Origin of the sequence: Dictyobacter vulcani (assembly GCF_008974265.1) — a bacterium.
In the GTDB taxonomy this organism is placed as follows: domain Bacteria; phylum Chloroflexota; class Ktedonobacteria; order Ktedonobacterales; family Ktedonobacteraceae; genus Dictyobacter; species Dictyobacter vulcani.
The window spans coordinates 850,674-863,672 of record NZ_BKZW01000001.1 but is presented as its reverse complement, the minus strand read 5'-3'; the positions used below and the strand labels follow the sequence as shown (position 1 = coordinate 863,672).

Below are 12,999 nucleotides of genomic sequence, written 5' to 3'. Positions count from 1 at the left end.
GGCCTCGGACCAGTATGTATGCTGGCTGAGGAAAGGATAAAAAATGCAGTACGATGTAATTATTCGACATGCTCGTTTACACCGACAGCCTGAACTTGTAGATATTGCCATTCAGGATGGGCAGTTTGCCCGTATCGCTCGCGATCTCTCATCAGTAACAGCCGCACGGGAGATTGATGCTGCGGGACGTTTATTGTCGCCTCCTTTTATTGATGCCCATGTTCACCTCGATGCGGTTCTGACGCTTGGTCAACCACGCTATAATCAAAGCGGTACGTTGCTCGAAGGTATCCAGATCTGGAGTGAACGCAAGCAGAGCCTGACACATGAAGATGTCAGGCGTCGCGCGCTGGAAGAGATACGGTGGGAAGTAGCGCAAGGAACGCTCCATATCCGTAGTCATGTGGATGCCTGCGATCCTGATTTGACGGCTTTACGTGCCTTGCTGGAAGTGCGCGAGGAAGTGCGCGATATGTGTGATCTGCAACTGGTCGCTTTTCCACAGGATGGCATTCTTTCTTTTCCTGGTGGGCGAGAATTGATGCGTCGGGCGATGGAATTGGGATGTGACGTGGTTGGAGGAATTCCACACTATGAATGGACTCGGGATATGGGGGTTGAAGATGTGCACTATGCTTTTGCCCTGGCCAAAGAGTTCAATCGCGATATCGATTGTCATTGTGATGAGACCGATGATCCTCTTTCACGTTTCACTGAAGTGATGGCGGCCGATACTATTGAGCAGAGCTGGCAAGGGCGCGTGACCGCCAGCCATTGTACCGCCATGCATTCTTATGATAACGCCTATGCTTTTAAATTAATCGGCTTGCTGGCCCGTGCGCAGGTAAACGTTGTCGCCAATCCGTTTGATAATGTTGTGTTGCAGGGGCGTTTCGATTCGTACCCCAAACGTCGTGGTATTACGCGTGTTAAAGAGCTACTGGCAAGCGGTGTCAACGTCGCGCTAGGACATGACTCAATTATGGATCCCTGGTTTCCTATGGGGCGGGGAGACATGCTGGCGGCGGCACAACTGGCACTGTATCTTTGCCATATGAGTGGTTATGAAGAGATTGATGCGGTCTTTGATCTGATTACCGCGAATGCAGCCAAAACCTTGCGCATTCAGGACCGCTATGGCATTGAGGAAGGCAAACCAGCAGATTTTCTACTGCTGGATGCTCCAAATGCCTTTGAGGCCCTGCGTTTATTACCTGCGCGTCTGCATGTTTTCAAGCGGGGACGTGAAGTTGCTACTACTACGCCTGCCCACAGCGTGCTTCACCGTCAAGACGGTAGTGACGATCAGAGCGTGACCTATCGTCCGCAACTTCAGTAGTCCCTGGGTTTATTTCGGATTGGGTGTGCCATAGCTGCGTTGCATCAACGGATCAGACAAGATTGATGGCGCGCCCAATCAGCATGGAGAGAATGGTCAGAGCAATGATGGCCTCAATCATCATCAGTATTTTAGCCCGATGAGTCAAAGGATACGTATCCGTGGGACTAAGAGCTGTTGCCCCGTTAAAACTAACAAAGAGATAATCAACAAAGTGTGGTACCCATTGTTGCTTATTGCCATCTAGTTGTTGGGGGAAAAGCAGATCAGCGGCCTGATGTCCCATCTGGGCCCGTTTGTGAGGACCATCGCCATCAATCTCCCAATACCAGAGTCCAAAGACCAGCACATTGCTTATCCACAGGGCTCCTCCGGTGCGCAGCAAGTTGACCGCATCGTTTCCCTGTTGTCTGTTTGGTAAAGTTGCGATTAAGAGCCCTACACTCACGACCAAAAAGCATGTGATCACGGCTAAAATACAAAAGGCAATATAGCGATTAATCTTATGGGAAAGTGGACGACCCAGCGCAAGAGTGATGAGGCCGGGCAAAATAAGAATTCCTATAATACACAATGGTAGCCAGCTGGGACCAATGGTGATCCGTTCTGGTAAAATGGTATAGACGATGCCAAAGAGTAATGTCGCCACTGTAGAGACCCACAGTGGGGCGGTTATGCTCCGATGTTTTCTGGCAGATGCATCGGCTGCATCTTTAGCCGGTACGTTATTGGTTTGTGTCATGGCTGCGTAGTGCTCTCCCTCGCCAATTAAGAATGCGAAATCCGGCTCTATTATAAAACATGGCCAGGGTTGCTACAAATAGATGGTCCTTCTTATAGAAGCTTCTTGAAGAGTATGTGTGAAAGCTGCTCACGCGCAGCTGGTTTTACTCATCAACTGGAAATGTAGGCATATGATGACAATATCTTCATATTTTTCCTGACATGGTGCAAAATCGAGCATATTCTGGTATAGTAAGGCATAATCCTCGTTTAAGCGTTTCTCGGCGGCGGCGGACGAAGAATAGGGAGATGTATTGAGTCAGGTACCCCACGCCTCTGCGGCGGGGGCTTGGAGATGGGGTGATTGCTGCCCGTCTTCTCCAGGTCCGGACCTGACCAGACCCAGCCAGGGGTGCAAGCACCCATCGGGCTACGATAGCGGCAGTGTCAAAGAACCTACCAACGCGTGCTTGCCAGCGCGTTGCTCTAGAACTTCTCAGTTAACTAGTCAGACGGGGTTCGAGGCCGTGCTGAGAAGATGTGCAGGCCGGTATCCTCGTCGAGGCACACTTTACCTGGGAAACCAGTGGGGTTTGACCGTTCCCACCAAAAACGGTCTCCCGTAAGGGACGACACACAAGGAACAGCAACAGGAGGCGTGCTTCCTCCCCATGCCTGAAGGCAGGGGCACCCGCACGATTGAAGTGATGGAGGAAGAGGGGGCTGATGTGAAGATGGATGTGGAGCAAGATTGTGAACAAATCTCTGTACCTGTGATTGTAAACACACTACTTATTGATTTTAGTGCGGTTACTGACTACCGTACATTGCGAGATAGCCTGCCACGACGTTTAGCTGCGCTACTCAAGTGTCGTTGTGTACTCCTCTATCTACTGGTCGGCGAGACGCTCCAACTGGCATCGGGGTCTTTTGATGAGTTGCCAGGTTGGTCTGCTGCCTTACTGGCGGTTGCCCATGTGAATCCTATTGATGTTCATGCCGATGAGCCAGAAGCTGCGGCCTGGCGTGAACGACGCGTAATCCATAAACCAGCCTGTGCCCCAACATTACTGGCCGTACCATTGATGTATCGGCAGCGCAGCATCGGGGTAATGGTTCTATTGCGTGGTGAGGATGAGAGCGAAAGTGGCTATCCCCCCACCTGGTCCCTACCAGCGGACGGAGCCATAGAGGCAGTGGCAGGTGTGATTGCGCTGCTCTTAGAGAATACACGTTTGTTAGAACGGGATCGTGAGCGTATTCACGAGCTTTCCTTACTCAATAGCATTAGCAGCCAGATGAACGGCTCCCTTTTTGAAATAGAGCGACTACGCAGTGTGGTCCTGCAACGTACACGTGAGATCGCTCTCGTTGATCTCTGTGAGGTTTTAGAAGCAGACACTCCTCTGGATACAAGTAGCTGGTTGACCCCGCGCTTAAGGACGCTCCTTTTTCAGCGTTTTCGGGAGCAACGTTCGATTCTCCCTCTGATTATTGAGCGACCAGGCGATGGCAGGCATGAATATGTCCATGACTATTTTGAGGAGTTGCCTGAGCGAGTCAAAACATTTTTTGTCCTCCCTTTACTGAGTAGCCAGCCTTTGGAACGTTTTAATCGCGAGCGGATGGCTGCTGAGACAGGTGATAGAACTACCAGTATTGAACCTACCCGGCTTTTCGGTTGTATTGTAGGCGGCTATTATCGTCCGTGGAAGATGCGGCAGTCAGAGATTGCCCTGCTGCAGGTTGTTGCCAGTCAGGCCAGCGCAGCTTTGGAAAATATGCACCTGGTAAAAGAGGTGGTCCTGGCTCGTAATGAAGCTCGTGAGCTTTTACGCCAGGTGTTGAAAGATCAGCGTTTACATACTTTGATTCTAGAGAGTGTACCCAGTGGGCTGATCGCCACCGATCAGAGTGGTTGTGTACACACATTTAATCGCGCCGCGGCAATTATCCTTGGTTACCATCCTTATGAGGTGCTCGGACAACCTTTACGAAAAATACTTGACTTACATCTTAATCCATCTGTGCCTGGTAGTTCACCAGCAGGATACAGCAGTTCGATTCAAGCGCAAGAGGCGTTTCTGGTGGGAATGCATATAGGTGAAGCACAGAGCCAGACCATTGTAACGATGGATCGTTATGAGCGCGAGCTAGTATTAGATGTGGATATGCGGCCTCTCTACGACGATGAGGGGAGCCAGATGGGGGTATTGACAACCTTTGTCGATGTGACCGCTATGCATCGTCTGGAGGAGGAGAAGCGCCGTCTGGATCGTCTGGCCTCACTGGGTGAAATGGCGGCCAGTGTTGCCCATGAGGTCCGTAATCCGTTGGCATCAATTAAGACTTCTATTCAGATGTTGCATAATGATTTGCTGGCTGAAGATGGGGAAGTTGAACTGCAGGAGCAGCGAGAATGGATTCAAACCTCCACTGGTGTTGTGCTGAAAGAAGTTGAGCGCTTAGATAGTATTGTGCGTGATCTACTGCTGTTTGCTAAACCACGTCAACTGCACCGTATACGTTGCGATATTATTGACCTGTGTGAGCAAGTACTTCTTGTGATTCAAAATCAGTGTACGGAGGCCAACGTTGAAATTCACCGCATCTTTGATGAACTACCACCTATCTGGATAGACACCGGGCAAATAGAGCAGGTACTTTTAAACCTTTTTCTTAATGCCTTGCAGGCCATGAGTGATGGCGGTATCCTGACTGTTTCCTGTCACAGTATCTCGACTGAACAGGCTATCTACGATACTGCCGGTTCAGATTGTCCTCCCACGCAGCGACCATCTGGCACCTCTGGCCTGGCTCCCAGCGCTTATGCCTGGTTGATTGATAGGCATGTGAGCCAGAAAGAGTTTATGGTAGAACAGTGGCTAGAAATCTTGATTCGGGATACCGGTATGGGTATTGCACCTGAGCAATTAAAGCATATCTTTCAACCATTTTATACGACGAAAGCACATGGGATTGGTTTAGGATTGGCAATTACCCGGAGATTGGTTGAGGATCATGGTGGGTACCTGCGTATTGATAGCCAGTATGGGTATGGAACTACTATCGCTGTACGGATGCCCTTTGTTTCAAGTGATGTTGTATATGATGGACCCCTTAAGTGAACATGTTGCTTATCTTTCAAGCCAGGTAAAGCAGGAGGTGTCGTTGTGAGTCTGGCTATTCTTATTATTGATGATGAGCCCTATTTGCCACATCAGTTTGCACGCTTTTTGAAACGGCAAGGCTATGATGTTTTTACCGCAGCAGAGGGGGAGGCAGGTCTGGCCGAGCTTCATCATCGCACACTTGATCTGGTTTTGCTTGATTTACGGTTACCAAGATTCAGCGGACTGGAAATACTCTCTCAGATCCGTAAGTTTGACGCGGATATTCCTGTGGTTATCCTGACTGCCTATGGCGATGTACAGAGCGCGGTTGAAGCCATGAAATTAGGAGCGGTGGATTATCTTCTGAAAGGATTTGATCTGGCCGAGCTTCTCCTGGTGGTGCAGCGTGCCTTAGAGACCAGTGCTATGTCGCGCGAGTTGCGCCAGTTACGTAAAGAGCGTAGCGATAATTATCATTTTAAATATGTGGTTGGACATAGTGAGCGCATGCGCGAAGTGTTTGACCTGGTTGCTCGCGTGGCGCCCAGTGATGCATCGGTGTTGATTATTGGAGAGAGTGGAACTGGCAAAGAAGTGGTGGCACACGCCATTCACGAACAAAGTTCACGTAGTGCCGGACCTTTTCACGCTTTGAATTGTGCGTCCATTGCCAGCAATTTAATTGAAAGCGAATTATTTGGGTATGAAGCGTATGCCTTTACTGATGCCAAGCAGCAGAAGCGTGGTTTGTTGGAATTAGCGGAGGGGGGTACCCTCTTTTTAGATGAGATTGGTGAGATGCCACTGGACATGCAGGCTAAGTTATTGCGAGTACTTGAAACACGTTCATTCTTTCGCCTTGGTGGGAGCAAAGAGGTTCGTCTGAACGTGCGTGTGCTGGCAGCTACCAATCGAGACCTTGATAAGGCCAGGGCTGAAGGATCTTTCCGTTCTGATCTCTATTTTCGCTTTGCTGTTCTGACTATTCCTCTCCCACCATTACGTGAGCGTCCTGGTGATATCATTCTTTTTGCCTCGCGTTTTATCGATGAATTCAATAAAACCATGGGGCGTAATGTGAGTCGTATCTCTCCACAGGCTCAACGCCTCTTGCTTGCCTATCGCTGGCCAGGCAATATTCGTGAGCTAAAAAATGTCATTGAACGGGCGATGATTTTAAGTACCAGTGATGAATTATTGCCACTGCATTTGCCACAAGATACGGTAGGGCAGGCAGATATTCATGCAGACACCTGGAATGATCCCTGGGAACAATGGTTAAACTTGCGGCCAGTTGGTCCCGTCTCGTTAGATGAAATCAATGGCCGCCTGGAAAAACATCTGGTACGTGGCGCTTTAGAGGTCGCAAAGCATAACCGTATGCAAGCAACCGAGCTCCTTGGACTGGCTAAAGTGGATCAGTTGCGTTATCTGATGAAAAAATATGATATTGATTAGCTGCTTATGGTAGTGTACGAATTATAGGGCATTTTTGCATTATGGTATATGATGGGAAAGTAATTCAGCCTCTAATTCTTGCCAGGCTTCCTGCTCGATATCAGCATTACTTAATTGTTGGTGTTGTTGCATGGCCTGTTGGAATTTGATGGTAACACGTTGTCGGAAATTTGCCAGAATGGGACGCTGAACTTTGGGTTTTGGCATCACGCGCAATTCAATCACATTCGATGGATAAAAATCTTCTTTATCAAAAGCCAGAGAGATCAGGTCGCTAAATATCGTCAGGAGGTTGAGGCGTTGTTGAGAAAAGTATCCTGGCTGTGTACTGGAGGCGAGCAAGCAACCAGCAATGCGACCTTCGAAACGGATTGGGTGAGCGGCTGCACTCACCTCAAAAGCATCTTGAACAGCAGGGAAGGTTTTGCTTTGCCGGAGATCGTCATCACTGACAATATGGCGTACTTCAACAGCATAGCCAGAAAGTGATTCCAGACCAAGGAAGAGCACATCATGTTCCAGATCGGCTGTCCAGGGCAAGGTTCCTTTGCCAGCGCGTTCCCGTAAACTGCGAATCTTCCCTTCTGAATCGGGTCGCATACATTGAACGAGTTTTACTGCCATACCCAGACGATTGGGATCAAGTTGTGTGAGTGCCTGTTTCAGGACCAGTTCGCTAATACGCCAGAAACGTAAACTCTCAGTCGTCGTTGTGCGTATATTTAGTACCTGTGCAAAAAACTCTGATGGAATATGTTCAGAGCCATCTTCAGTCAACCAGGTCTGAATATCGGGATAGTGTTGTTCAAGTGCTTCAAGTAATTCAGGACGTTGATTGGTATTCACAACCTGGAGTAAATGAATTAAATGCTGTTTCTGGGGTTTTGATTCACCGCTTGCCCAGCGTGAGAGCGTCATACTTGTGACACCAAGGGCTGCTGACAAGCGTTGTCTTTCCCCAGATGACTTGATGATCCCCTGTAAGACAATTGACCAGGAAGGAGGAGGGGTGACCATGTCTTTCCACCTCTTTTATTATTACTAAATAGATTACTGTTAGATCCTGAGGCATATGATAACAGAGGATGGGGGGTCAGTCAACACTCCAAATAACAATACGAGAATAAAATGTACTTCAACAACCTATTTGGGAGTATGAGTTGTACTTCTGATAGGAAATCTGTATCATAAGAAGAGAGAGATGGCAGAGAAAGGTGAGAGGGCATGGTGAAGAGAATTCTTGTGGTAGACGATGATAAAGAAATACGTGAAATTATCACATTTGTGCTTACTCGTCATGGTTTTCAAGTAGAGAAGGCCTCAAATGGACGGCAACTGCAGCAACTATTAGCTTTGCAATTACCTGATTTGATAATTTTAGATGTCATGATGCCAGGAGAAGACGGATATCATATCTGTAGGAGTCTACGAACCGATCCTATTACGCGTGATATACCAGTAATGATGATTACTGCACACGCCGAAGATATTTACCAGCGGATCAGTATTGATCTAGGAGCGGTTCAACATATGACAAAACCTTTTCACCCTTTAGAGTTAGCGGAGAAAGTACAAACCATTTTAGGGGCAAAATCCTACAGTTGTTAAATTCATCCTCTCACTTCTGAAAATTATGTCATAAAGTACTTGTCTCTACGCTCAAAAGTTGGTATCATTACAAGCAAGAGCGTCCTGACAAGTTCAAGGAAGCAGAGCGGCTATGCCAAATAGATACGAACGTGAGATCGAAGAAATCCTACGTAACCTGGAGCACACTGATCCAAAGGCTGGGAAGTCCCAGAAATTTGGAGAAAGATTTCTCAGGCGACCAGGCCCTGATTTGCGAACCCAGCAACCACGGCCTATTTCCTGGAACCTTTCTACAGTGGAGCGCCTCCTACTAGGAACGGTGATTTGTGCCTTACTCGCCGGAGCATATGCATATCTGGCGGGACCAAATATCATCACCTTGATTTTAGCACTGGCAGGTTTTGTCGGTGTTATTTTGGTGATGCTCTCGCAATTTATCTTTCAAGGGCGTCGGGGGCGTTCTACACGTTATGGGAACATCAAGATCACCCCATTGCGGCGTGGTCCCTGGAGTACATTAAAAACACAGTGGAACTTATTGATCTTGAAGCTGCGTTATCGGCGCAAAGATGAACAATAGCATGCCGAGGAAAAACGAATTTTCCTACGCCTGTGAAAATTCAGAAAAAAAGTGCTTGACAAAGCTCTAGAGGAATGATATAGTACACAGTGTCGACGGGGTGTGGCGCAGTTGGTAGCGCGCCTGGTTTGGGACCAGGAGGTCCGCAGTTCGAGTCTGCGCACCCCGACTTCGCGGGAGTAACTCAGTTGGTAGAGTCCCTGCCTTCCAAGCAGGTTGTCGCGAGTTCGAGTCTCGTCTCCCGCTCCAGCAGTACAAACGTTCCCCTCAGGCCTGATCTGAAGCCATTTCACAAGAAATGTGTATGATCGGTTTTTGAGGGGAACGTTTTTTTGTGTGCAAAAAAGTGGTCAACGACAGCCTGCCGTGTTTTTGGGAGACAGCCTGCCACCATGGAGTGAACAGCCTGTCCAAAAAAAGGATGTCGCAAGGTGTTTTTTGGGAGACAGCCTGCCCAAAAAATGTTCTGTCACAAGGAATGTGTTGTTCTAAATGTGTAGGCAACCTGCCTCATTTTAGCAGAACGACCTGCCTCATGACATACGACAGCCTGCCTGCGCACCATTGGAAGAGCCTGCCTTTCCAGGTTATGCCACCCTGCCCTCCCCCCAACCTATCCCTCATCTGCCTCTTTTCTCCCTCTTATGCAAAAGTATCATTGGAGCAAAACCACTCACGAGGACAACACTGTTGTGTTTGAAGGAGGCAATGAACACATGAGTTCACACGAAACACATCCCATGTCTATCTCACGTGAAGTTTCTCTGGAGCAAGCTCGGTCTGCCGGGTACAGTCATCGTGCGACAAAGGTCACGCAGGCTCGTGCCAAGGCACAGAGAACGAAACTTGATCAGGAAGAACACGTACGACAACAACAAAAAGCAACGCATGAGCAGGAGGAGCGAGAGGAGGACACGAAACCTCAGGCACTACAGGCCCGACGACGAGCGAGAATGACTGTCCAGCGAGCCATTGATGATTACCTTGATGATCATGTTGGAGGCAATCATAGTAACAAAACGCTGGAGTGGCATCGTACTGCCCTTGGACTGTTCCAGGCATATCTAGAGAACGGGCGAGAGATTACGCTTGTTGGCGAGATTGACTCCCCTGATATCTCTGCCTGGTTTACCTACCTGCGCAAAACACCTGGTGCGCGTGGAAAAATGCGCAATGAGCGGACGATCCAGACGTATGCGCGATCAGCCCGTGCGTTTTTTCATTGGCTGGTCCGTCAGGGAACCATTACAGATAATCCCTTTGCGCGTGTAGCATTCCCAAAGGTTGGGAAGCCATTGATTAAAACCATTAGTGACGAGGAGTTTGAACGGCTTCTGCTCGCCTGTGCTCCTCCCAATGAAGATGGACTGTTTGCGGAAAGGGCTACCGTGCGCAACCGGGCTATTCTCTGGCTTTTCTATGACAGTGGTATTCGTCTCTCGGAATTGATCCATCTGCGCCTGGAAGATTTTGATCGCAAGCATGGACTTATTACCGTGAAAGGGAAGGGATCAAAAGAACGGCGGATTGCCCTTGGGCAAAACTGCTTGCGTAATCTGCTCCACTACCTGGATCGTCACCGTCCTGATGCGCGAGAACTCGATGAATGGGGAAGTCTTGGGGAAGATCACGTGTTCCTCGCCGAAACCCGCAAGCCACTCACGAAGAATGGAGTGACGCTCTTGTTTGCACGCCTGAAAAAGAGATCTGGGATCACTGGTAAGCGGATTAGCCCACACATTTTCCGACATACGTTTGCTATTCGTTACCTCAAGCTGGGCAAGGATCCCTTTAGCCTCCAGGAACTGCTCGGACATGAAGACATGGCGACGGTGAAGCTCTATATGCACATGAATGATGAGGATATTCAAGAGCAGAAGAGGAAATATAGCCCCGGCGACCATCTTCCTGCAAGCATTCCAGGACCTCGCGAGACGAGACGTAGAGGGTATAAGCCAGCAGATCAGAAAAAGTAAAAAAAGGGGCATCAAGCCTTCACACATTTGTGATTTCAAGTTGTTTTGGTTGGTATGCTCTCTGTGACGTGTCATGCGGTGTGAAGCAAGCAATGTTTTGCTGACTCGGCCATATGAAGCATACCTTCCATATCTTCTGTGATTTGAAGGAGATCAGAATATGAAGAACTATCCTACAGAAGCGCAGATCCAAATGCTGCGAGAGGGGCTGCAAGGTCACCACTTGGAATCGATGTTATTGCTGGCACTTGATTTGGGCTTGCGGCGTGACGAATTGCGACATTTAACCTGGGCAGAGGTTGATCTAGAAAAAGGCGAGATCTCCGTTTTGAACTCGAAAAAAAAGAGCCATGTGCGATGCATGAACCTCCCTGAAAATGTTGCACACGCACTCAGCAAGCACGCTCTTTGCCAGAAAGAGCGAAATAGAAACGCCGATACCACGAAACGGTATCCTGATCTCGTTTTCCCTGATGGGGTGGGGGAGGAGCTCAGTACACAGCGCTTTTTGCAAGAATGGTCTGCTGTATGCGAACAGGTGGGATTGCCATACCTGTGTTTTCATAATTTACGAATACTGTGGTGTCGTGAAAAGCTTGGGGTGTGAAGGGTATGCGGTATTGCTGTACATGTCCAAGATTTTTGTGGACACGTACAGCCGTTGCCTGTACTGACAGCCGTTTTCGGGATTTGTACGGCATTTTTGTGGACATGTACAGCCCTTTTGTGGACGAGTACAGTATTGTTTTGGACACGTTTCAAAAAGCGAGAGATGATGAAAGGATATTCCCTATGCAGACTGTTATTCCTATCTATTATGCTGGATTTGAGGTTGGTTCAGGTTTCTCTGGTTTAAAACTCATTCCCGCTGATGGGCTCACTCTTGCCCATGACTTGGTCACGCTTCCTAGTTTCCTTGCTGATGGAGATACAAGCACCTTACTGAGTGGAAGCGATCCTGAGGCCAAACTCGTTGATGTCCTCCAGCGTGAAGATTATGTCGTGACCTTCCAGGGGCAGACCTACTTCCTTGGCCAGCTGCTTGAGCATGGAACGCATTGTACCAACGCATTTAGCGATGAACGTCGCTACTGGTCGGAACATGCTCAGATCTTATTGCTCTGCCTGGCCTGTATTCTCATTCCAGAACGTTGCTTCGAGCTGCGTTTGGTGACAGCGCTACCTGTAAGTCTCTATGACCGCACGCGTCGTCAGCAAGTCAGACAATCGCTCTCACAGTACTATCGTTTTACCTTTAACGGACGTGCTCGCGAGGTGCGGGTAACGTGCGGCTATGTGGCTATGGAGGGACAGGGTACGCTGATCCATTATGGGGGCGAAAGTAATTTTCAAGCAGTCATAGATGTGGGTGAACGTACCACCGATCTCGTTGTGGCGAATGGTCAACGATTGCTTACTCGCTCCTGCAAAGGCGAGCAATTAGGAGTAGCCCAACTGGTGGAGGATCTCCAGCAACTTGGACAACGCTATCGTCGTAAACTGCCTATCGAGAAAGCACATGCTTTGTTGGTTGCCTATGCTCATCATAAGCCCTACCCACGTATTTCTATGGGGACAGGATCCATTCCAGAGGATGAGATTACAGACATTATTCAAGGATCTATTCAACGTATTGCCCGTCCTCTTTCCTCTTTTGTTGTTGGCGCTTGGAATGTTGAAGGGGCTCCTGCTGGAACCCAATTCAAGACCATCTACCTGGGTGGTGGCGGGTCCTACTACTTTGAAGATGTGGTTCGCCAGGCATTGCCGGATTGTCATATTGTGACCGTGCCAGATCCCGAACACGCCAATATCTGTGGATATGCAGAACTAGCAGCCTCCCTGGAAGAAGATCGCTGGGAGGTTCGATAAATGCGCACAGATGAAGATATCTATTGGAGTACAAGCCTCCCGAAAGATCACGAAGCCCTGCAAGCTCTGGATGCTTTCTGCAAGGAATGGGGAGGACTGACTCGTTCTGAAGCAACGCGCCGAATCCTCATTGAATGGGAGAAGATTCGCATTGGGAAAGACGTTTCTGCTTGGGGGCCAAACGCCTCTGCTCGATTAGCTGCGTCTGTTCCTTCTGAAAGAGCGCCACGAATGCCAGGATCAGCTCAGAAACCGCATATCCCAAGTCAGGCGGCCAAAGCTGCGAGCCAGGTTCTTGATGACTAATTATCCGTTGTTGGCAGCAGGGAGGGTGTACAATACTTTGTG

The 12,999-nt window shown here is 48.8% G+C and carries 11 protein-coding genes and 2 tRNA genes; 11 read left to right on the top strand and 2 right to left on the bottom strand.

Going from position 1 to position 12,999, the window contains the following annotated elements; genetic code table 11:
* Positions 1-43: 43 nt before the first annotated feature.
* On the top strand, positions 44-1,339 hold the full coding sequence (locus tag KDW_RS03595) for a cytosine deaminase (RefSeq protein ID WP_151754691.1): 1,296 nt from the start codon (positions 44-46) through the stop codon (positions 1,337-1,339).
* 52 nt (positions 1,340-1,391) lie between these two features.
* Here the strand turns inward: KDW_RS03595 and KDW_RS03590 are convergent, their stop codons facing one another.
* Positions 1,392-2,081: a hypothetical protein gene (locus KDW_RS03590; protein ID WP_151754690.1), complete on the bottom strand. Its 690-nt coding sequence runs from the start codon at positions 2,079-2,081 to the stop codon at positions 1,392-1,394.
* 652 nt (positions 2,082-2,733) lie between these two features.
* Between KDW_RS03590 and KDW_RS03585 the strand changes: the two genes are divergently transcribed.
* Positions 2,734-5,190 carry a GAF domain-containing sensor histidine kinase gene (locus KDW_RS03585; protein WP_151754689.1) on the top strand — a complete coding sequence of 819 codons (2,457 nt, stop codon included), beginning with the start codon at positions 2,734-2,736 and terminating at the stop codon, positions 5,188-5,190.
* Positions 5,191-5,235: 45 nt separating this feature from the next.
* A complete protein-coding gene (locus KDW_RS03580; RefSeq protein ID WP_151754688.1) occupies positions 5,236-6,633 on the top strand; it encodes a sigma-54-dependent transcriptional regulator in 1,398 nt (465 codons plus the stop codon).
* Between the two features lie 39 nt (positions 6,634-6,672).
* Here the strand turns inward: KDW_RS03580 and KDW_RS03575 are convergent, their stop codons facing one another.
* A complete protein-coding gene (locus tag KDW_RS03575) occupies positions 6,673-7,650 on the bottom strand; it encodes a GAF domain-containing protein (RefSeq protein ID WP_151754687.1) in 978 nt (325 codons plus the stop codon).
* A 207-nt stretch (positions 7,651-7,857) separates the two neighbouring features.
* Here KDW_RS03575 and KDW_RS03570 point away from each other — a divergent pair, with 207 nt between their 5' ends.
* From KDW_RS03570 to KDW_RS03535, 8 genes are all read left to right on the top strand, one after another.
* The gene (locus KDW_RS03570) at positions 7,858-8,241 is read left to right on the top strand and encodes a response regulator transcription factor (protein WP_151754686.1); all 384 of its coding nucleotides are present in this window, start codon (positions 7,858-7,860) and stop codon (positions 8,239-8,241) included.
* Between the two features lie 112 nt (positions 8,242-8,353).
* Positions 8,354-8,803, top strand: coding sequence for a hypothetical protein (locus tag KDW_RS03565; protein ID WP_151754685.1), 450 nt, complete (start codon positions 8,354-8,356; stop codon positions 8,801-8,803).
* Positions 8,804-8,899: 96 nt separating this feature from the next.
* Positions 8,900-8,972: transfer RNA gene (locus KDW_RS03560), tRNA-Pro, on the top strand.
* Between the two features lie 4 nt (positions 8,973-8,976).
* A tRNA-Gly gene (locus KDW_RS03555) sits at positions 8,977-9,052 on the top strand.
* Positions 9,053-9,519: 467 nt separating this feature from the next.
* Positions 9,520-10,779, top strand: coding sequence for a tyrosine-type recombinase/integrase (locus tag KDW_RS03550; RefSeq protein WP_162004920.1), 1,260 nt, complete (start codon positions 9,520-9,522; stop codon positions 10,777-10,779).
* 160 nt (positions 10,780-10,939) lie between these two features.
* Positions 10,940-11,386, top strand: coding sequence for a tyrosine-type recombinase/integrase (locus KDW_RS03545; protein WP_151754683.1), 447 nt, complete (start codon positions 10,940-10,942; stop codon positions 11,384-11,386).
* A 185-nt stretch (positions 11,387-11,571) separates the two neighbouring features.
* A complete protein-coding gene (locus KDW_RS03540) occupies positions 11,572-12,651 on the top strand; it encodes a ParM/StbA family protein (RefSeq protein WP_151754682.1) in 1,080 nt (359 codons plus the stop codon).
* Positions 12,652-12,957: a hypothetical protein gene (locus KDW_RS03535; protein WP_151754681.1), complete on the top strand. Its 306-nt coding sequence runs from the start codon at positions 12,652-12,654 to the stop codon at positions 12,955-12,957.
* Positions 12,958-12,999 lie beyond the last annotated feature (42 nt).

Coding starts and splice junctions, on each gene's coding strand:
- KDW_RS03595 (WP_151754691.1), top strand. CDS start 44: ATGCAGTACGATGTAATTATTCGACATGCTCGTTTACACCGACAGCCT.
- KDW_RS03590 (WP_151754690.1), bottom strand. CDS start 2,081: ATGACACAAACCAATAACGTACCGGCTAAAGATGCAGCCGATGCATCT.
- KDW_RS03585 (WP_151754689.1), top strand. CDS start 2,734: ATGCCTGAAGGCAGGGGCACCCGCACGATTGAAGTGATGGAGGAAGAG.
- KDW_RS03575 (WP_151754687.1), bottom strand. CDS start 7,650: ATGGTCACCCCTCCTCCTTCCTGGTCAATTGTCTTACAGGGGATCATC.
- KDW_RS03570 (WP_151754686.1), top strand. CDS start 7,858: ATGGTGAAGAGAATTCTTGTGGTAGACGATGATAAAGAAATACGTGAA.
- KDW_RS03565 (WP_151754685.1), top strand. CDS start 8,354: ATGCCAAATAGATACGAACGTGAGATCGAAGAAATCCTACGTAACCTG.
- KDW_RS03550 (WP_162004920.1), top strand. CDS start 9,520: ATGAGTTCACACGAAACACATCCCATGTCTATCTCACGTGAAGTTTCT.
- KDW_RS03545 (WP_151754683.1), top strand. CDS start 10,940: ATGAAGAACTATCCTACAGAAGCGCAGATCCAAATGCTGCGAGAGGGG.
- KDW_RS03540 (WP_151754682.1), top strand. CDS start 11,572: ATGCAGACTGTTATTCCTATCTATTATGCTGGATTTGAGGTTGGTTCA.
- KDW_RS03535 (WP_151754681.1), top strand. CDS start 12,652: ATGCGCACAGATGAAGATATCTATTGGAGTACAAGCCTCCCGAAAGAT.